The 20632-nt window shown below is 67.0% G+C and carries 13 protein-coding genes; 4 read left to right on the forward strand and 9 right to left on the reverse strand.

Annotation, left to right across the window (positions count from 1 at the left end; genetic code table 11):
- Positions 1 to 3 precede the first annotated feature (3 nt).
- The 5 genes from NH14_RS10150 to NH14_RS10170 all read right to left on the reverse strand — a co-directional run bounded on the left by NH14_RS10150 (position 4) and on the right by NH14_RS10170 (position 6421).
- Entirely contained in the window at positions 4 to 714 is a 711-nt protein-coding gene (locus tag NH14_RS10150) for a YggS family pyridoxal phosphate-dependent enzyme (RefSeq protein WP_035526841.1), read from the reverse strand.
- Positions 715 to 933: 219 nt separating this feature from the next.
- On the reverse strand, positions 934 to 2163 hold the full coding sequence (gene glcF / locus NH14_RS10155; protein WP_035526838.1) for a glycolate oxidase subunit GlcF: 1230 nt from the start codon (positions 2161 to 2163) through the stop codon (positions 934 to 936).
- A gap of 18 nt (positions 2164 to 2181) precedes the next feature.
- Complete coding sequence (gene glcE, locus NH14_RS10160; RefSeq protein WP_035527054.1) at positions 2182 to 3270, reverse strand: glycolate oxidase subunit GlcE; 1089 nt, start codon at positions 3268 to 3270, stop codon at positions 2182 to 2184.
- A 189-nt stretch (positions 3271 to 3459) separates the two neighbouring features.
- Positions 3460 to 4944 carry an FAD-linked oxidase C-terminal domain-containing protein gene (locus NH14_RS10165; protein WP_407947138.1) on the reverse strand — a complete coding sequence of 495 codons (1485 nt, stop codon included), beginning with the start codon at positions 4942 to 4944 and terminating at the stop codon, positions 3460 to 3462.
- A gap of 61 nt (positions 4945 to 5005) precedes the next feature.
- Positions 5006 to 6421: an FAD-binding oxidoreductase gene (locus NH14_RS10170; RefSeq protein ID WP_035526831.1), complete on the reverse strand. Its 1416-nt coding sequence runs from the start codon at positions 6419 to 6421 to the stop codon at positions 5006 to 5008.
- A 191-nt stretch (positions 6422 to 6612) separates the two neighbouring features.
- On the opposite strand from NH14_RS10170, the gene NH14_RS10175 reads away from it, so the two are divergent.
- A complete protein-coding gene (locus NH14_RS10175) occupies positions 6613 to 7245 on the forward strand; it encodes a cob(I)yrinic acid a,c-diamide adenosyltransferase (protein WP_035526828.1) in 633 nt (210 codons plus the stop codon).
- A gap of 216 nt (positions 7246 to 7461) precedes the next feature.
- A complete protein-coding gene (gene hmpA / locus NH14_RS10180) occupies positions 7462 to 8667 on the forward strand; it encodes an NO-inducible flavohemoprotein (RefSeq protein ID WP_035526825.1) in 1206 nt (401 codons plus the stop codon).
- Between the two features lie 101 nt (positions 8668 to 8768).
- Here the strand turns inward: hmpA and aroG are convergent, their stop codons facing one another.
- Positions 8769 to 9842, reverse strand: a complete 1074-nt coding sequence (gene aroG / locus NH14_RS10185; RefSeq protein ID WP_035526822.1) for a 3-deoxy-7-phosphoheptulonate synthase AroG — start codon at positions 9840 to 9842, stop codon at positions 8769 to 8771.
- Between the two features lie 62 nt (positions 9843 to 9904).
- Between aroG and NH14_RS10190 the strand changes: the two genes are divergently transcribed.
- Positions 9905 to 10210, forward strand: a complete 306-nt coding sequence (locus NH14_RS10190) for a hypothetical protein (RefSeq protein ID WP_152617153.1) — start codon at positions 9905 to 9907, stop codon at positions 10208 to 10210.
- Between the two features lie 72 nt (positions 10211 to 10282).
- Here NH14_RS10190 and tldD read toward each other — a convergent pair whose 3' ends face one another.
- The 3 genes from tldD to NH14_RS10205 all read right to left on the reverse strand — a co-directional run bounded on the left by tldD (position 10283) and on the right by NH14_RS10205 (position 17243).
- The gene (gene tldD / locus NH14_RS10195; RefSeq protein ID WP_035526820.1) at positions 10283 to 11749 is read right to left on the reverse strand and encodes a metalloprotease TldD; all 1467 of its coding nucleotides are present in this window, start codon (positions 11747 to 11749) and stop codon (positions 10283 to 10285) included.
- A 99-nt stretch (positions 11750 to 11848) separates the two neighbouring features.
- A complete protein-coding gene (locus tag NH14_RS10200) occupies positions 11849 to 12733 on the reverse strand; it encodes a carbon-nitrogen hydrolase family protein (protein WP_052148073.1) in 885 nt (294 codons plus the stop codon).
- Between the two features lie 79 nt (positions 12734 to 12812).
- Positions 12813 to 17243: a YhdP family phospholipid transporter gene (locus NH14_RS10205; RefSeq protein WP_035526818.1), complete on the reverse strand. Its 4431-nt coding sequence runs from the start codon at positions 17241 to 17243 to the stop codon at positions 12813 to 12815.
- Positions 17244 to 17453: 210 nt separating this feature from the next.
- On the opposite strand from NH14_RS10205, the gene glnE reads away from it, so the two are divergent.
- Positions 17454 to 20276 (forward strand): bifunctional [glutamate--ammonia ligase]-adenylyl-L-tyrosine phosphorylase/[glutamate--ammonia-ligase] adenylyltransferase, encoded by a 2823-nt coding sequence (gene glnE, locus NH14_RS10210; protein ID WP_035526816.1) that lies wholly within the window; start codon positions 17454 to 17456, stop codon positions 20274 to 20276.
- Positions 20277 to 20632: the final 356 nt, after the last annotated feature.

Consider the following 20632-nt stretch of genomic DNA (forward strand, 5'->3'; position numbering starts at 1 on the left):
GAATCAGTGGGAGTAATCGCGTGCGCCGAAGATCGCGGTGCCCACGCGCACGATGGTCGCGCCTTCGAGCACGGCGGCTTCGAGGTCCGCCGACATGCCCATCGAGAGCGTGTCGAGCGTGAGGCCATCGGTGCGCAGCGAGTCGCGCAGTGAATCGAACAGCTCGCGCAACTGTCTATGCGGCGCGCGCTGCGCATCGAGCGTGGTTTCGGGCTCGGGAATCGACATCAGCCCGCGCAGGCGCAGATTCGGCAAAGCCGCAATCGCATGCGCGACCTGAGCGGCGTCCTGCGGCGCGACGCCGCTCTTGGTGGCCTCGCCGCTCACGTTCACCTGAAGGCATACGTTGAGCGGCGCCATGCCTGCGGGGCGCTGTTCGGACAGGCGCTGCGCGATCTTGAGGCGGTCAACGGAATGCACCCAGTCGAAGCGCTCGGCCACGAGGCGCGTCTTGTTCGACTGCAATGGTCCGATGAAATGCCATTCGAGACTGGCGCGCAGGTCGGCGAGGGACTCGATCTTGTCGACGGCTTCCTGCACGTAGTTCTCGCCGAAAGCGTGCTGGCCCGCTGCGTGCGCGGCGCGCACGTCTTGTGCCGGAAACGTTTTCGATACTGCGAGCAGCGCGACGGATTCCGGCGCGCGGCCTGCATTGCGCGCGGCGACGGCGATGCGCTGGCGGACGGCTTCGAGATTGTGGGCGAAATCGGTCATCGGCATGGAGGCTGGCGCGCAGGCGCTGCTCAGCCACAAGTGGCGCGTGGGTGCACATAGGTACGAAAAGGCAATTATACGGACCATTCGGACCGCGCCTGGCGCATGAAATCTGCTTTGCGGTGTGCCGAAAGCCCTATGCCGAATGGCCGACTGTTGGCGAGAGCGGCGCCTCGCTATGCTGGATCGTCGTCGAAATCATTGTCGAAACCGCGGGATTCAATTGGCCGCCAGCATATGTTCCACGAGCTCGATCCAGTGCGTGACCGGAATGGTCGTGCCGCTTTGCAGGTGCGCGATGCAGCCGATGTTCGCCGAAACGATCAGTTGCGGCTCCAGCGCCTTGAGCCGTTCCACCTTCTGATTGCGCAGCGTGTAGGACAGGCGCGGCTGCGTGATCGAATATGTACCGGCGGAGCCACAGCACAGGTGGCTGTCCACGGGCAGCCGCACGTCTATTCCCAGCGCGGCGAGCACCTTCTCCACGCCGCCGCGCAGTTGCTGGCCGTGCTGCAGCGTGCAGGGCGGGTGATATGCCACCGTGTGAATGCCGCGCCGGCGCGTGGCGGCGAGGAGCTGGTCCTGGAACGCGGGCAGGATCTCCGAGAGATCGCGCGTGAGCCCGGCAATGCGCCGCGCTTTCTCCGCATAGGCCGGGTCGTTGCGCAGCAGGTGCGCGTATTCCTTGACCGTCGCGCCGCAGCCCGAGGCGTTCATGACGATTGCTTCCACGCCTTGCTCGACGTAGGGCCACCAGGCGTCGATGTTCGCGCGCACGTCGTGAAGCGCGTCGTCCACGTAACCCAGATGCAGGCGGATCGCGCCGCAGCAGCCGGCTTGCGGCGCCACCACGGTTTCGATGCCGAGTGCGTCAAGCACGCGTGCCGTGGCCACGTTGATGTTCGGCATCATCGAAGGCTGCACGCAGCCCGCGAGCATCAGCATCTTGCGCGAGTGCTTCGTGGTGGGCCATGCGAGCGCGCGCTGGCGCACCGGCACCTTGTCGCGCAGGCGGCGCGGCAGCAGTGCGCGCACTTGCTGGGCTACGCGCATGGTGGGCGAGAACAGCATGCGGTGGGGCAGGAAGCCGGCCAGGAAGCGGCGCAAGAGGCGCTGGCGCAACGGCCGCGACACCATCTGCTCGGCGTGCTTGCGGCCCACTTCCACGAGCCGGCCGTATTGCACGCCCGAAGGGCAGGTGGTTTCGCAGCTGCGGCAGGTCAGGCAGCGGTCGAGGTGCGTGAGCGTGCTCTTCGTGACGGGCGCGCCTTCCACCATCTGTTTCATCAGATAAATGCGCCCGCGCGGGCCGTCGAGTTCGTCGCCGAGCAACTGGTAAGTCGGGCAGGTCGCGGTACAGAAGCCGCAGTGCACGCACTTGCGCAGGATCGCGTCGGCTTCGTCGCCGTCGGGAGTATTGCGAATGAAGTCCGCGAGGTTCGTCTGCATTGCGGCGTGAAGGTCTTGTCAGAAGTCGGAGTAAAGGCGTCCGCGATTGAAGATGCGGGCCGGGTCGAACGCAGCCTTCAGGCCGCGGTGGATCTTCATGAGCGGCGCGGGCAGGGGCGTGAACACGCCGGCGCTGCGGTCGTAGTTGTGGCCCGTGCGGAACATCGTGGCATGGCCGCCGGCCTGCTTCGCGCTAATGCGTACCGTTTGCGCGTCGGTTTCGGTGATCCACCAGCGTTGCGCGCCGCCCCATTCCATCAGTTGTGTGCCCGGCAACTGCAACGGCTCGGCAATCGAGGGCAGGGCGAGGCGCCACAGCGCGGCGTCCGGTGCGATCGAGGCGAAGAACGGATCGGTCTGCTCGCGCAGTCCCGCCCAGAAGCGCTCGGCTTCCACCGCGTCCACGACTTCTCCGCCCAGCAGCGCGCGCGCGGCCTTCACGCCGGCCTCCGCGCCCGCAAGGCGCACGGCCAGCGTGCCATTGCGCCAGGCGCTCGCGGTCATCGGCAGCGGCCTGCCGCCCCATTCGTTGAGCTTGCGCACGGCGTCCGTGCCGTTCATGTCGAACTTGAGCGTGGTTTCGGCCTGCGCCACGGGCAGCACTTTCACCGAAAGCTCGAGAATCAGGCCGAGCGTGCCGAGCGAGCCGGCCAAGAGCCGCGAGACGTCGTAGCCGGCCACGTTCTTCACGACCTGGCCGCCGAAGTGCAGCACCTCGCCGTGGCCGTTCATGACGACCGCGCCGAGCACGAAATCGCGCGCGGCGCCCGCGCTTGCGCGTCGCGGTCCGGCAATGCCGGCCGCGACGCAGCCGCCGAAGGTGGCCTGCGGGCCGAAGTGGGGCGGCTCGAAGGGCAGCATCTGGCCGTGCGCCGCGAGCGCGTGCTCGATCTCGAGGAGCGGCGTGCCGGCGCGTGCGGTAATCACGAGCTCGGCCGGGTCGTAAGAAACGATGCCCCGGTGCGAGCGCGTGTCCAGCACTTCGCCTTCGAGCGTCTGGCCATACCAGTCTTTTGTGCCGCCGCCGCGTATGCGCAGCGTGCGTCCGTCCGCGGTGGCCGCGCGAATGCGCTCGGACCAGGCCGCGACGATATCGTCGTCTTCCATGATTTCCATGGCGCGTTTGTCGTTGTGGTTCGCTCGATTGTACTGACGCGCCTCACTCTGGCAACCCGGGGCAGGCCCGCATGGGTCATGCGTTCCGCATTTCGGCATGCGCACCGGGTCGCGGTGCGCATGTCCGGCACGCAAATGTGGCCTGAAAGTGCGGCCCGCGGTGAGGCTCAGCAGCGCCGTTTAAAAGCGCGGCAGATCCGGATGCGGCAGCAGGTTTCCGCGCACGTGCATCCTGCCGTATTCGGCGCAGCGCGCACGCGTGGGGATGCCCTTGTCTGGATTGAGCAGGCCGGCCGGGTCGAACGCATGCTTTACGGCATGAAACGCGTCGCGCTCCTCGCGCGAGAACTGCACGCACATCGAATTGATCTTCTCGATGCCCACGCCGTGCTCGCCCGTGACCGTGCCGCCCAGTTCCACGCAGGCTTCGAGGATATCCGCGCCGAACGCCTCGGCGCGGTGCCACTCGTCGAGATCGTTGCCGTTGAAGAGAATGAGCGGGTGCATATTGCCGTCGCCCGCATGAAACACGTTGATGCAGCGCAGCCGGTATTGCGTTTCCATTTCGTGGATGCGCGCGAGCAGCGGCCCTATCGCGCGGCGCGGCACTGTGCCGTCCATGCAGTAATAGTCAGGCGAAATGCGGCCCGCCGCCGGAAACGCGTTCTTGCGGCCGGACCAGAAGCGCAGCCGCTCTTCCTCGGTGCGCGAAATCTGGATGCGGGTCGCGCCGTGCTCGCGCAGCACGATGGTCATGCGCGCGACTTCCTCGGCGACTTCCTCGGGAGTACCGTCGGATTCGCACAGCAGGATCGCGGCGGCGTCGAGGTCGTAGCCCGCGTTGACAAACTCCTCCACCGCGCGCGTGGCGGGCTTGTCCATCATCTCGAGGCCTGCGGGAATGATGCCAGCGGCAACGATGCCCGCCACCGCGTCGCCGCCTTTCACGACATCGTCGAAGCTCGCCATGATGACTTGCGCTGTCTGCGGGCGCGGGATCAGCTTGACCGTGACCTCGGTGACGATGGCGAACATGCCCTCGCTGCCGATCATCACCGCGAGCAGATCGAGGCCTGGCGCGTCGGGGGCGAGCGAGCCGAATTCCACGATCTCGGCATCCATCGTCACCGCGCGTACGCGCAGCACGTTGTGCACCGTGAGGCCGTACTTGAGGCAATGCACGCCGCCCGAGTTCTCGGAGACGTTGCCGCCGATCGTGCAGGCGATCTGCGACGACGGGTCGGGCGCGTAATAAAGGCCGTAGGGCGCAGCCGCGTCGGACACCGCGAGGTTGCGCACGCCGGGCTGGACGGTGGCCGTGCGCGCGTAGGGATCGACTTCGAGAATGCGCCTGAAGCGCGCAAGCGAGAGCACGATGCCATGGCGGATCGGCATGGCGCCGCCCGAGAGGCCCGTGCCCGCGCCGCGCGGCACGATGGGCACGTCGAGACGCCGGCAGATCTGCACGATGCGCTGCACTTGCGATTCCGTTTCCGGCAGCGCCACCGCAAGCGGCAGGCGCCGGTAGGCCGCAAGGCCGTCGCATTCATAGGCGACCGTGTCTTCCTCGCGGTGCAGCAGGCAGTGCGCCGGCAGCACCGCCATCAACGCCTGAACCACTTCGCGCTGTCGTTGCGCGAGCGCTTCCGGCGTGAGTTCCGGCATATTCGCCTCCGGTGCGTTCATGTCTTCTCCGCTCCCATGCTGGATGGTTGTTGTCCGCGTGTTACGCCGCCCAGCTGAAGATCTTGCCGGGGTTCATCAGATTGTGCGGATCGAGCGCGTGCTTGATCGCGCGCATCGTGTCGACCGTGTCGGCGCCGTGCTCTTCCACGAGAAAGTCCATCTTGTGCAGTCCTACGCCGTGCTCGCCCGTGCAGGTGCCGTCCATTCTGATCGCGCGCTGCACGATCAGGTGGTTCAGGCGCTCGGCTTCCTCGATTTCCTCGGGCTTGTCGGGGTCGATCAGGATCGCGACATGGAAGTTGCCGTCGCCCACGTGGCCCACGATCGGGCAAGGCAGCGGCGAGGCGTTGAGGTCGGCCTCCGTCTCCACCACGCATTCGGCGAGGCGCGAGATCGGCACGCATACGTCGGTCGTCACGGCGCGGCAGCCGGGCCGCAGTTGCAGCATCGCGAAGTAAGCGCTGTGGCGCGCGTTCCACAGGCGGCTGCGGTCTTCGGGGCGGGTCGCCCATTCGAAGCCCTCGCCGCCGTTTTGCGCGGCCAGCTCCTGCACAAGCTGCGCCTGTTCGGCGACACCTGCTTCGGTGCCATGGAACTCGAAGAACAGCGTATGCTTTTCGCGCAGCGTCAGGTTCGAATGGCGATTGATCGCGCGCACCGCGAGCGAGTCGATGAATTCCACGCGCGCGATCGGCACGCCCATCTGAATCGTTTCGATGACCGTGCGCACGGCCTCGGCCATGGAAGGAAACGCGCACACCGCCGCCGACACCGCTTCGGGCTGCGGATAGAGCCGCACGGTGATTTCGGTGATCACGCCGAGCGTACCTTCGGAGCCCACGAACAGGCGCGTGAGGTCATACCCCGCCGCCGACTTGCGCGCGCGCGTGCCGGTCTTGATGACGCGGCCGTCCGCGAGTACGGCGGTGAGGCCCAGCACGTTCTCGCGCATCGTACCGTAGCGCACGGCGTTGGTGCCGGAAGCGCGCGTCGCCGACATGCCGCCGATGCTCGCGTCCGCGCCCGGGTCGATCGGGAAGAAGAGACCGGTGTCGCGCAGCGCTTCATTGAGCGCCTTGCGCGAAATGCCGGGCTCGACGGTAACCGTGAGGTCTTCGGCGTTGATCGACAACACGCGGTTCATCTGCGAAAGGTCGATCGAGACGCCGCCCTGGACCGCGAGCAGGTGGCCTTCGAGCGACGAGCCATTGCCGTAGGGAATGATCGGCACGCCATATTGCGCGCACAGTTTCACGATCGACTGGACTTCTTCGGTCGTCTGCGCGAACACGACGGCGTCGGGTAGTTGCGGGTCGAAGCGCGATTCGTCGCGGCCATGATGCGCGCGCACGGCTTCGGACGAGGAAACGCGTTCGCCGAACGCGCTGCGCAGCTTGTCGAGGAGATCGGTGGGGAACGGGCGGCGTGCAAAGGCCGGCGGCGCGGGATGATTCACGCGGGGGTCTCCTTCGTTTGGACGTAACGCATGGTGGAATTCGGAGCGCAGTTCATTTTACGCCCAACGTTTAAGGGCGCGGTCCGCCGCTCATGACTCGCGCGCAAACAGGCCCTGGCCCATGCGGGCCGGGTTCGGCACAATTGCGCTTAAATCAGCTTCAATCAGATTGCTATTCGGAGAGACATATCATGGGCAACCGCCTGAGCAAGATCGTCACGCGCACCGGCGACGACGGCACGACGGGCCTCGGCGACGGCAGCCGCGTGCGCAAGGACGATGCGCGCATCGCAGCGATCGGCGAGGTCGACGAACTGAATTCGCACATCGGCGTGCTGCTGTGCGAGACGCTGCCGGACGACGTGCGCGCCGCGCTCACGGCTATCCAGCACGACCTGTTCGACCTGGGCGGCGAGTTGTGCATGCCCGGCCACGCCATCGTCACGGACGCGCACCTCGAGCGCCTCGATGGCTGGCTCGCCGAGTACAACGCCACGCTGCCGCCGCTCAAGGAGTTCATCTTGCCAGGAGGTTCGCGCGCGGCGGCGCTCGCGCACGTCTGCCGCACCGTGTGCCGGCGCGCGGAGCGCATGATCGTCGCGCTCGGCGCGGCGCAGGACGCGAGCGCGGAGGGTGCGGCGGGTGGGGCTGGGCAATCGGCCGCGCCGCTTGCACAAACGCCGCGCCGCTATGTGAACCGGCTCTCCGACCTGATGTTCGTGCTCGCGCGCGTGCTCAACCGCGCGGCTGGTGGCGCCGATGTGCTCTGGCGCCACGACCGCGGCGCAGCGTCGGGTGAATCGGCGGATAAATCTGCGGATTAATCGATGGATGAGTCGGGCAGCGAGCCCGACCCCGGTTCCAGTGAATAACGCGATTGAAGCACGGGCGTGGAATACTGGCGGCCGGCCTGCAAAGCCGGACCGCCCGCGCCGCGTGCATTCCGCAACCCGGAAAATGCCGTGGTGCGACAAAATGCCTGGGCGGCATGTGTCATTAAACATGTATCTTATTCGCATGTTTAACAAGGAGAAGCCTCAATGACTGCGCTTACCGCCGACCAGATCGCCCGCGTCAAGGCCACCGCGCCCGTTTTCGCCGAACACGGCGCTACCATCACGAAGCACTTCTACACGCGGATGTTCAATGCACATCCGGAACTGAAGAACCTCTTCAACCAGACGCACCAGAAAAGCGGTAGCCAGCCCGAGACGCTCGCGCGCGCGGTCTACGCCTACGCGGCGAACATCGACAACCTCGGCGCGCTCGGCGGCGCGGTCTCGCACATCGCGAACAAGCACGCGAGCCTGAACATCCGTCCGGAGCACTATCCGATCGTCGGGCGGCATTTGCTGGGGGCGGTGGTGGACGTGCTGGGCGACGCCGTCGATCAACCCACGCTCGACGCGTGGGCGGTGGCGTACGAGCAGCTCGCGAACATCATGATCGGCGCCGAGGCGAAGCTCTATGAAGCCGCGCCGTGGAGCGGCTTCCGTCCGTTCAAGGTGATGCGCAAGCACGTCGAAAGCGACGAGATCACCTCGTTCTACCTCGCGCCCGCGGACGGCGCGCCGGCGGGTGGCTTCGAGCCCGGCCAGTACGTGAGCGTGACGCGCTATGTCGACAAGCTCGGTGTCGACCAGCCGCGTCAGTACAGCCTTTCCGATGCCCCGCACGGCCGCTGGCTGCGCATCTCGGTCAAGCGCGAGGACGGCCGCGGCGAAGTCGAGCCGGGCCACGTCTCGAACCTGTTGCATGACGGCGTGGAGGAAGGCGCGATCGTGCACGTGAGCGCGCCGATGGGCGAATTCAAGCTCGATCGCAAGAAGACCACGCCGGTCGTGCTGATGAGCGGCGGCGTGGGCATCACGCCGATGGTGTCGATGCTTGCCACGCTGCTGGCCGAGCGCAGCGAGCGCAAGGTGACCTTTGTGCACGCCTGCCGCAACCGTGGCGTGCACGCATTCGGCGAGTGGATGCGCCGCACGGCGGCCGAGCATCCGAACGTGAAGTTGGCGGTGTTCTACGAAGAAGTGAGCGTGCAAGACCGTGTGGGCGTCGATTACGACTTCGAAGGCCGCGTCGAGCTTGATCGCATCGCCGCCGACGCGATCCTGCCCGATGCCGATTACTACGTTTGCGGCCCGGTCGCGTTCATGCGTGCGCAGCGCGACGCGCTGGTCGCTCGCGGCGTCGATCCCGCGCGCATCTCCACGGAGATCTTCGGTTCGGGCATGCTCGACTGAGGTTCTGCAGCGTCAGCAGCCATGTAAAAAAACGCCCCGGTTTGTGCCGGGGCGTTTGTCGTTGAAGTTTGTCGTTAATTCGCGATAAGGCGAAAAACGGCTCAGTTGCCGCTGCCGCGCGCGATGCGGCGTTGCCTGACCGCTTCGGCGAGCCCTTCGAGCACGCCTACGCTTTCGTCCCAGCCGATGCAGGCATCGGTGATGCTCTGGCCATAGGTCAGCGCGCAGCCTTCCTTGAGGTCCTGGCGCCCCGCCACGAGGTGCGACTCCACCATCACACCGACGATGCGCTCGTCGCCAGCCGCGATCTGGCGGCCGATGTCGGCGCACACCGGGATCTGGTTCTCGTGCTTCTTCGAGCTGTTCGCGTGGCTCGCATCGATCATCAGACGCGCGGCTAGACCTGCCTTGCCGATGTCGCTGCACGCGACGTCCACGCTTTGCGCATCGTAGTTCGGCGTCTTGCCGCCGCGCAGGATCACGTGGCAGTCCTCATTGCCGGCCGTCGAGACGATGGCCGAATGGCCGCCCTTCGTCACCGAGAGGAAATGGTGCGGCTGCGAGGCCGCCTTGATCGCGTCAACGGCAATCTTGACGTTGCCATCTGTGCCGTTCTTGAAGCCGACCGGGCACGAGAGGCCCGAGGCCAGCTCGCGGTGCACCTGCGACTCGGTCGTGCGCGCGCCGATCGCGCCCCACGAAACGAGGTCGGCGATGTACTGCGGACTGATCATGTCGAGGTATTCGGTGCCAGCCGGCAGGCCCAGTTCGTTGATCGACACAAGCAGCTCCCGCGCGGTGCGCAGGCCGTCATTGATCTTGAAGCTGTTGTCCATGTACGGATCGTTGATGAGGCCCTTCCAGCCCACCGTCGTGCGCGGCTTTTCGAAGTACACGCGCATCACGATCTCGAGTTCGTTCTTGAAGCGATTGCGCTGCTCCACGAGCTTGTTCGCGTATTCGAGCGCGGCCTTGGTGTCGTGAATCGAGCACGGCCCGACGATCACGATCAGGCGGTCGTCCATGCCGTGCAGGATGCGGTGCAGGGCGCGGCGCGACTCGAAGATCAGCGTGGAGGCGGCTTCCGAGCACGGGAATTCGCGGATCAGGTGTGCGGGCGGCGTGAGTTCCTTGAGTTCGCGGATACGGACGTCGTCGGTGTTGTGCGGGGGCATGGTGGTTTCTCCTGATCCTGTGTAGCGTGCAACGCGCGGGTGCTGCGTCGAAATTCGGTTAGATGAAAGCTGGGCTCTTCAAAAGGCTCGAAACGATGGGGCGAAAAAAAAACCGCCAGGCTTTGCTGGCGGTTTTTCGTGTATTCGGGTTCCTGCACGTACTGTCAACCCTCTCGATCCGCCAGCGGTCTGAGATACCAAAAGAAGTAAAAGTAAAACTTCGTGGCGAACATGGCGGATTCGGAATTGGCTTTGAAGTAACTTCGGTTCGTTACGTCGAAAAGGTTGATTGCCTTTATAACCCGAGCTTCTCGTGGCTGGCAAGCTGGGTCGTGAAAAAATGCGGACTATCCGCGCGCTACCGGTGAAAGATGCAGAAAATCCGCGCGGCGATGCGGACTTTCCGCACCGCTGCGCATGAATCCTGCGGTCCCGGGCGCTTAGACTGTGCCGCCCACCGTCATGCGGTCGATGCGCAGCGTCGGCTGGCCCACGCCCACCGGCACGCTCTGGCCTTCCTTGCCGCACACGCCCACGCCCGAGTCGAGGCGCATGTCGTTGCCGATCATGCTCACGTACTTGAGCGATTCCGGCCCGCTGCCGATCAGCGTCGCGCCCTTCACGGGGTAGGTGATCTTGCCGTCCTCGATCATGTACGCCTCGGAGGCCGAGAACACGAACTTGCCGTTGGTGATGTCGACCTGGCCGCCGCCGAAGTTCACAGCGTAGAGCCCGTTCTTCACCGAGGCGATGATCTCCTGCGGGTCCTTGTCGCCGTTGAGCATGTAGGTGTTGGTCATGCGCGGCATCGGCAGCGCGGCGTACGACTCGCGGCGCGCGTTGCCGGTCACGGGCATCTTCATGAGGCGCGCGTTGAGCGAGTCCTGGATGTAGCCCTTGAGGATGCCGTCCTCGATCAGCGTCGTGCACTGCGTGGGGTTGCCTTCGTCGTCGATATTGAGCGAGCCGCGGCGGTTGGGCAGCGTGCCGTCGTCGACCACGGTGACGCCCTTGGCGGCCACCCGCTCGCCAATGCGTCCCGCGAACGCCGACGAGCCCTTGCGGTTGAAGTCGCCCTCGAGGCCGTGGCCGATGGCTTCGTGCAGCAGCACGCCGGGCCAGCCCGGGCCAAGCACCACCGACATCGCGCCAGCCGGGGCAGGGCGCGCTTCGAGATTGACGAGCGCCGCGTGCACGGCATCGTCGACGTACTTCGAAAGGACGTCGTCGGTGAAATACGCGTAGTCGAAGCGACCGCCGCCGCCGCCGCTGCCGATCTCGCGGCGGCCGTTCTGCTCGGCGATCACCGTGACCGAGACGCGCACGAGCGGGCGGATGTCGGCGGCGAGCGCACCGTCGCTGCGCGCGACCAGCACCACGTCGTATTCGCCGGCGAGCGCGGCCATCACCTGGGTGATGCGCGGGTCGCGTCCGCGCGCCATTTGCTCGATGCGCTCGAGCAGCTTGACCTTTTCGGTGGCGTCGAGCGAGTTGAGCGGGTCGGCGGGCAGATAGAGGTCGCGGCCCGCGATGCCCTTGAGCGAGGTGGCCGCCTGGATCTTCTGCTTGCCGCCGCCGGCCTGCGCAATCGAGCGCGTGGCGATGGCGGCCTGGCGGATCGCCTCGGGCGAGAGGTCGTCGGAGTAGGCGAAGGCGGTGCGCTCGCCGGACACGGCGCGCACGCCCACGCCCTGGTCGATGCTGAAGCTGCCCGACTTGACGATGCCTTCTTCCAGGCTCCAGGCCTCGCTGCGCGTGGTCTGGAAGTAGAGGTCGGCGTAGTCGACGCGGTGCGTGAAAATCTCGCCGAGCGTGCGCGTGAGCACTGCCTCGTCGAGGCCGTAGGGCGTAAGGAGCAGGTCCTTCGCGGTCGCCAGATTGCGGATGCCGGGTTCGATGATGTTCATGCGCTCAGTTAGCAATCTCAGTTAGCGGTGTCTGTCGGAATAGATTCGGGTGAAACGTCTTGAATTCAAGCGCTTCGGTTATGGCTCGTGGATGGGGCGTCAGGGACAGTCCAGCACGCGATGCCGCCAGGCGGGCAGGCTTGCGCGCACGGCGGCCATGCGTTCGAGGTCGATTTCGCCGATCACCACGCCGGGGCTTTCGTCGAGCACGTCGACGATCTCGCCCCACGGGTCGATCAGCATGCTATGGCCCCAGGTGCGCCGGCCGTTCTCGTGCTGGCCGCCTTGCGCCGCCGCGAGCACGTAGCACTGGTTCTCGACCGCGCGGGCGCGCAGCAGCGTTTCCCAGTGCGCGCGGCCCGTGGTGTACGTGAACGCTGATGGCACCACCATCAGCGCGCAGTCGCCCATGCGCCGGTAAAGCTCGGGAAAGCGCAGATCGTAGCAGACCGACAAGCCGACGCGGCCGAATGGCGCGTCGAAGGTGCGAACCTCGGCGCCGGGGCGGATCGTGCGCGCCTCGTCGAACGATTCGGCGCCTTTTTCGAAGCTGAACAGGTGAATCTTGTCGTAGCGTGCGCGCTCCGCGCCGCTCGGGTCGAACACGAGCGTGGTGTTCAGTACCCGGTTTTCCTCGGGCGCCGGGTTTGTCGCACGCAGCGGCAGCGTGCCGCCGATGATCCAGACGCCGTGGCGCTTCGCGGCAGTGGCGAGAAAGCGCTGGATCGGGCCGTCGCCGTAGGCTTCGCGGATGGTGAGCTTGTCGCTGTCCTTGTGGCCCATGAAGCAGAAGTATTCCGGCAGCAGCACGAGGCGCGCACCCTGATTCGCGGCCTGGGCGATCAGGCCCTCGGCGTCGGCGAGGTTGCGCTCGCGATCGGGCGTGCTGACCATCTGCAACGCGGCGACGCGAAACGGCGCGCTGTTCGAACTACTGCTCGAACCACTGTGGATGGGCGTTGCGGGAGAGGCAGGATGGCTCATCGACGGCTCTTGAGAAGAGAGGCGGTTGGTTCCGGTTGCGGTGCGCGGCACGAAGGCGCGCGCCAAGCCGCTGCGTTGTTCAATGCGCTGGCGCCGGAACCGGCGTATTCATCTTACCCTGATCATCCGGCAGTCGCTCGACGTGCGGTTTGGACCACGAACCGGTAATCGCATAGGTGCGCGCGAATGCCACCTCGACGGTATGCAGGAGCGCGACATCGGCGATCAGCGCGCCAAGGCCGAAGAGCGGATTGATGATCGTCGCGGCGATCACCCCCGCGCCCGCGCTCACCGTGGGCACGACATGCACGCGCAGGTCCTGGGTCTTGCCGGCGAGATCGATGGTGCCGGTCATCTGCGCGCGGCCCGGCGCGGTCACGAGCTTGAAGTCGTCGGTGCGGCCGATGCCGTTCTGGATCTGTCCGGTGCCCGTCACGCTCGTGAAGGGCAGGCCAGTGCCGAGCACGTCGCGGAAGTCCATCTCGGGAAAGTGCGCGAGGCTTTGCAGGCTCAGCACGCCGAGCAGCGACGCCACGCCCGGATTGATCTTGAGGATCTGGCCGTGGTGCAGGTCGAGCGCGAGGTTGCCGTCGAGCGTCGGATAGTCGAGCGCCGTCGGGCCGCCGCGCCATACGAGCTTGCCGGTCAGCGTGCCTTGCCCGCCCTTGATCACGTGCGCTACGCCCGCGCGTTCGAGCAGCGAGCCTGCGTTCTTGATGTCGAGATGGAAGTCGAGCGCGGTGCGGCGCGGCGTTTCTCCGGCGGCGCCTGCCGTGTCGGCGGGGGGCGCTTCGTCGCCCACGGCGCGCCAGTTCTCGGTCGCGATGAAGTGCGCATCCGGGTTGGTGATGTCGAGGTTGTCGAGCTGCCAGACCGGCACGCCGTTGTCGACGTAATTGTGGGCGTTCATCTGCAGGCGGCCGAAGTCGTGGTCGCGCACGATGAGCTGGTTCACGACGAGGTCGATCGACGGCATGTTCTGGGCACGCTGTGACATCGCCTGGCCGAGCAGATCGTTCTCGGTCGCGGCGGGCACGACGAGGCGGGCGAGTTGCGCTTCGAGCGTGCCGGGCGAGCCCGCCACGGGGCCCGGCTTCCACGCGACGTGGCCCGAGACCTGGTTCGACGCGACGTTGGCCTGCCATTCCTTGCCGGTGCGCGTGGCGCCCACGATCACGTTTTCCCAGTGACGCTTGAGCAGCGTGAGCGTGCCGACGTGGACCGCGAAGCGCGAGGGCAGGAAGGGTGCGAACGCGCCGCCGGGGATGGGCGCGGCGGTTGTGCTTTCGGCGCTTTCGGCGCTCGCTGCCGATGCGGCTTGCGGCGCGCTGGCCAGGCTCGCTGCGCTTGCGGCATTCACGGCGCTCGCCGTTGCCGGCGATGCGGCTTGTGGCGGAGTGGCGCTCGCTGCCGGCGGCGACGCGGGCTGCGCCGCTGCAGCCGCGGTTTCGCTCGCCGCCGCGCTGCCGCGCAGTTCCTGCGCGACGCGCCGCCATGCATCGGCGTTGAAGGTGGGCACGTCGACCACCGCGACCACGCCTTCGCTGGGCAGATCGGCGGGCCGGTTCATGGCAATCACGCCGCGCACCACGCCCGGCACGTGCCCCGGATTGCGGCGCAGCACATAGCGCGCCGCGAGCGGCCCGAGCGTCAGATCGGCATGTTCGTAGAGCGGGGCGCCGGTGGCGGCGCCGGCGGCCATCGTCCCGCTAGTCCCAGCGTCGCTGCCGTCGCCGGCGCCGGGCTGCAGTTCGAAGCGCAGCGGCATGGGCGCGCCAGCGGTCTTGCCGAACGGCGCGGGCAGGTCAATCGCGAGATCGGTCAGGTCCGAGTGCGCCTTCACGTCGGGCAGATGGCCGCGCTCGCCCGCCACCGAGAGCGACCACGGCGCCGAACCCGAGAAGCGGCCGAGCACCGCCGCCGCCGTGCCGTGCAGGTTCAGCCCGCGCGCCGCATCGACGGCCACGTTGCCGGCGACGTCCACGTGATAGCGGCCGTCATCGCTCAGGCCGCCGTTCGCGCGCACCTCGCCGCCGAGGAAGCGTCCCGTGAGCCGCTCGACCTGCGCGCTGTGGTTCGTGAAGCGCACCTTGCCGGTGAGGCTGGACAGCGGCGGCACGTTATTGGCGGCGAGCGTGTCGTTCTCGAAGCCGATGGCGCCCGCCACCGTCACCTTGGGCATCGGCTTGCGCGGAATCGTGAGCTTGAGCGCGAGCGTGGCCGGCCCCTGCGCCTGCACCTTCTCCATCGCGTGCTTCGACATCGCGCCGATCGAGCTGTTGTCCGCATAGTCGAGCAGGTCCGCGAGCGGCCCGCGCCCCGCGCCCTCGATCACGATATCGGAGCCCTTGATGCCGAGTTCGTCGATGCGTCCGATCACGTCGCGCAGCACGAAGTCGCGGTAGTGGCCGCGCGCCACGTCGAAGCGCAGCTTGTTCTCGTGCAGCTGGAACACGCCGTCGATGCCGTCGAACGCGGGCCAGACGTTCGGCGCGCCGTTGCGCAGCTTGCGCGGCGGAAACGGCGTCGGCTCGAAGCGCCCATTCCGGAATGGCGCGACGATGCGGAACTGGCCCGCCTCCGGGTCGCGCGAGTAGGGGAACTTGGTGAGATCGCCATGAATCTCGATGCTCCCGCCTTTCGAGATTCCCGCCTGCAGCCCGTGGCCCAGATAGACGCGGGTTTTCTCCGGGATGCTGGTGGGCAGATAGCGCGGGATGGCCTTGACCTGCGCCGTATCGAATTTGGCGACGAGGTCGAGCGCGCCGCGTCCATGGCCGGGGTTCGTGTAGTGCGCGGTCGTGGTCGCGCGCGCGTCGGCGTTCTGCACGCCCAGCTCGCTCACGTTAATTGCGAACGCCTTGAGCTTGTCGCCGGGCTGGCGCCGCGCGGCGATCGTCCAGGTCATCGCGCCCCACAGGCGGTCGAACTTCAGGCGCGGATCGTCGAATACGCCCGGCAGCGTGAGCGTGCTCGCGGCCGTGTCGAGGTGCAGCGAGCCGCGCGATTCGTCGGCGTCGATTTTCCCCCAAAGGTTCTCGATGCCGGGCAGGCCCGCTCGCGGATGGCCGCGCGGCGTGAGGCCGGGCCCCGGCTCCTGGGCCGCCACGCTGATGCCTTGCAAGTCGCCCTTGAAGCGATAGTGGACGATGGGTTCGACGCTCATGTCGCGCTGCTCGGCGGCCGCTTCGCCGCCCTCGGGCTTTGCACGCTCCAGCGCGAGTTCGTAATCGGCGATCACCCCTTGCGGATTGAAGCGCACGAGCGCGTTCTGCACGCGTCCGGGCACTGGCAGCGTGCGCATGAATTCGGCGAGGATGCCCAGGTCGATGCGGTCGCCGTTCACCGAGAGGAGCTGGCCGGACTGCAGCGACTGCTGGCGCATATGGCCGTTCAGCGTCGTGAACGCGAGCGAGCGCGTGAGCGGCGTGCCGTCGTCGAGCGGTGGCTGTCCGAGTTCGGCATGGAAATCGCGCATTTGCAGGGTGTAGTCGCCGGGCTGGAGCGCGAGGCGCCAATTGAACTGCGCGACCGGCAGGTCGAGGCGCGGCCGGGTCGGCTTCGTGCGCAGCGCGATGTCGTTGCCGCTCAGCACACCGTCGGCGGACTGGATGCGGCCGGTCTCGAAGTGCGCCCAGATTGCGTTGTTGATGCGCCCCGCATAGGTCGCAAGCGGCAAGGTGATGTAGCGCGCGAGCGTGGGCAGGTCCACGGGGCCGGTCGAGATGTAGGCGTCGCCGCTCCAGTCGAGCGGCTTGCCCGCCTGCGCGTTGCGCGCGTGCCGGAAGTGCGCGCGGAAGTCGAGCGGCCCGTGCAGCACCGTGCCCTCGGCGGGCGCCTGCAGCGCGACGCGGTGGTCGTAGCCGTCGTTGAGGATCGCGAGGCGAATGTCCGAGAGCTTGAGCTCGGGCGCGTCGCGCGTGGCGTCGTGCCAGCGCAGCGTGCCGCCGCGCAGCACGATGGCCTGCTGGCGCATGAGCCAGGTCGTGAAGGTGGCGTTGCCCGTGTGCGCCGTGGGCACCGGCACGCCGGCGACCGTGAGCATGCCGTCGTCCTCGCGCGCGAGCAGCACGTCGGGGCGCTCGACCACGACATTCGAGAGCAATAGCTCGAAGCTCACGAGCGAGCGCCACGAGACCGCGGCCGTTGCGTGCGGAACGTTCAGCGCGAGGTTGCCGTGGCGGTCGCGGATCGTCAGGCCCGCGACGTCGATGCCGGGCTGAAAGCCCGACCAGTGTGGCGAGAGCTTGCCGATACGAAACTCGGCGTGGATCTTCTCGGAGACGAGCTTTTCGATGCGCGGACGAAAATCGTCCACGTAAGGCAGCACGACATAGCGCAGGCCGAGCAGCAGCACCGCGACGATGAAATAAAGGACGAGCGCGATGCCGGCCAGCACGCGGAACGTGTGGCGCAGGACGGGGTGATGGTGCTGTGAGCCCACGCCTGCATTTTCCCGGCTGACATGTCCGGTTTGATGCTGGCCCGCGGGGTCGTTACGCTCGGACATGCTGCGGCGGGTGGGGTATGGTAGCGTTGCGTTCTGACGTCGAAATGTATCACAGGGGGCCATGGGACCGGCCATCCGGGGAAGCCGGGATGGCTTGTCGCGCGCTGGTGCACGGGGTTTTGGGCACGGCGGCGGGGGCGGCCGACGCAATGCCGGTGTTCGCTCACCCTCCACTCAACCCCCGCTCCACGAGCCGGGCAAAGATCCACCATGACTGACATTTCCCTTCTGAGTTCCCAATATTCGCGTTATGCGGCGCGTGCCTACGCGGCCCGCGCTGGTCTGGCCGATCAGGTTCAGGCGCTTGCGGCTTCGCCGCTCACGCGCGCGGCGCTGTCCGCGCGGCTCGATGCGTTGTGCGACGAGACGCGCGGCGGCACTGGCAGCCCCGGCATGATCAACCCCGCGCCGCTCACCGACGAGCAGTTGAAAAAGGCGCTGCGCCAGTTGCGCGCCGAGGTCATCTGCGCGGTGATGGAGCGCGACCTGGCTGGCGCGGCCGATGTCGTCGAAGTGACCGGCGCCATGACCGAACTCGCCGAACTGACGATCCAGCGCGCGCTGGCGATCGTGAGCGCGGACCTCGAAGCGGTGTTCGGCGAGCCGCGCGGGCCGAACGGCGAGCGGCTGACGCTGGGCGTGGTGGGCATGGGCAAGCTCGGCGGGCGCGAACTCAATGTGTCGTCGGACATCGACCTGATCTTCGTCTACGAGGACGACGGCGAGACCACGGGCGGCCAGCGCTCGCCCATCGCCACTCAAGACTTCTTCTCGCGCGTGGGCAAGCGCCTTATCGGCGCCCTCTCCGACGTGACGGCGGACGGCTTCGTGTTTCGCGTCGACATGCGGCTGCGCCCCAACGGCGACTCGGGCCCGCTCGTGTGCAGCCTCGGCATGCTCGAGGAGTACTTCTACGTGCAGGGCCGCGAGTGGGAGCGCTATGCGTGGATCAAGGGGCGGCTCGTCTCGGAGACGGCGAGCGAAAGCGCGCTGCGGCTCGCCTCGCAGCTCGAAGGGCTCGTCAAGCCGTTCGTCTACCGCCGCTACCTGGACTTCGGCGTGATCAGCGCAATTCGCTCGCTGCACATGCAGATCCGCCAGGAGGCGCAGCGCCGCGCCTCCATGCGCCCCGACAAGGCCGACGACATCAAGCTCGGGCGCGGCGGCATCCGCGAGATCGAGTTCAGCGCGCAGGTGTTCCAGTTGATTCGCGGCGGCCAGGATGCGGGCTTCCGGGTGCGCCCGACGCTCGCGGTGCTCGGCTACGCGGCGGCGCGCGGGCTGATCGCGCCCGAGGTTTGCAGTGAACTCACGAGCGCCTACAACTTCCTGCGCGAACTCGAACACAGGCTGCAATACCGCGATGACGCGCAGACCCACGCCATGCCCGTCGATCCCGAAGAGCGCGCGGCGCTCGCGAAGTCCATGGGCTTCGACGACTACGCCGCGCTGATGACGGTGCTCGACGCGCATCGCGAGAAGGTCGAGCGCCAGTTCGACCAGATCTTCTCCGACAAAGTGGGCGGCGACAGCGGCTGCGGCGCGCCCGGAGACGGCGTGGCCGCCTGGGTCTGGAGCGACGCGCTGACCGAAGAGGGCGCCGATGGCACGCTGCTCGAACGCCTCGCCGAACTCGGCATCGACGATCCGGCGCCGCTGCTCGCGCGCCTGCGCGGGTTGTGGCAGTCGTCGCGCTATACGGGCCTGCCCGAGAAGAGCCGCGAGCGCTTCGACAGCGTCGCGCAGCGCGCGCTCGAAGCGGCGCGCACGCTTACGCCGCGCGAGCGGCGCGGCGACACGCTCGCGCGCATGTTCGATCTGCTCGAAGCCGTGATCCGGCGCGGCGCGTATCTCGCGCTGCTCACCGAATATCCAGATGCGCTCAACCGCGTGCTGAAGGTGCTGGGCGCATCGCGCTGGGCGGCGGGCTATCTGGTCCGCCATCCGCAACTGCTCGACGAGTTGCTCGACGACGAGGCCGTCGCCACGCCGTTCGACTGGCCGGCGTTTTCGCGCCTGCTGCGCGCGCGCCTGGCGGCCGCTGCCGACGTCGAGCAGCAGATGGACCTGCTGCGCCACGCGCACCAGGCCGAGGTGTTTCGTATCCTGCTCAACGACCTCGCGGGCCGGCTGTCGGTCGAGCACGTGAGCGACCGGCTCTCCGAGCTTGCTGACGCGGTGCTCGACGTGACCATCGAAACCGTGTGGAAGCAGTTCGCGAAGCGCCACCGCGAGGTGCCGCGCTTCGCGGCGATCGCCTACGGCAAGCTCGGCGGCAAGGAGTTGGGCTACGCGTCGGACCTCGACCTCATCTTCCTCTACGACGACGAGGACGAACGCGCCTCGGAAATCTACGCGACGTTCGCGCGGCGGCTCATCACGTGGCTCACGACCTCCACGGGCGCGGGCACGCTGTTCGACGTCGATCTGCGCCTGCGGCCCAACGGCGAATCGGGGCTGCTCGTCACCGATCTCGGTTCGTTCCGGCGCTACCAGCTGCGCGAGGGCGACGCCGCGAATACCGCGTGGGTGTGGGAGCATCAGGCGCTCACGCGCGCGCGCTTTTCGGCGGGCGACGCGGACATCGGCAATGCCTTCGAGGCGATTCGCGTGCAGGTGCTCACGACGCCGCGCGATGCGGCGCCGCTCGCCAAGGAGATCGTCGAAATGCGCCAGCGCGTGGAAGACGGCCACCCGAACCGCACCGAGTTGTTCGATCTGAAGCACGACCGCGGCGGCATGGTCGATATCGAATTCCTCGTGCAGTACTGGGTGCTGCTGCACGCGGCGCAGGACCCCGAGCTGATCCGCAACACCGGCAATATCGCGCTCCTGCGCGAGGTGTCGCGCTTCGGGCTCATGAGCGAGGAGGAGGCCGACACGATCGGCTCGGCGTACCGGCTCTATCGCAAGCTCCAGCATCAGTTGCGGCTCGACGGCATGGAGGCGGCGCGCGTCGGTCCCGCGCGGGTCGAGCGCGAGCGCGAAGCGGTGCTGGCGCTCTGGAAGCGGGTGTTTGGGGAGCAGGGCTAAGACGGCGAGCGACACGGCGTGCACAGACGGCGCGCCGTGTCGCCGTCGCTTTTCAGCGGCCGGAAGCGGCCTCCATATACTTAGGTATGCAATGTAATTGCAGCGGGTCTGCCGTTGCGATATCTCGATCTGCTCCGCTCTTGTATTTAACGTTTATCCGTCGGAATTGACGGTGTCCGCCCCGTGACCTGTAGGGTTCCGTCTGACTTGCATCAATCCATCTGAATGAAACGCCCGCTGGGCTACTCGCAAAGGCCAGTACATCGTTTAAGGTGATGACGCCACTGGCATCTCAACGCCTAACATCGATCGTTGCCTGCGCATCTAAATCGAAGAGCGCACATAAAAGTGCGTCG

The organism is Paraburkholderia sacchari (assembly GCF_000785435.2).
GTDB lineage: Bacteria > Pseudomonadota > Gammaproteobacteria > Burkholderiales > Burkholderiaceae > Paraburkholderia > Paraburkholderia sacchari.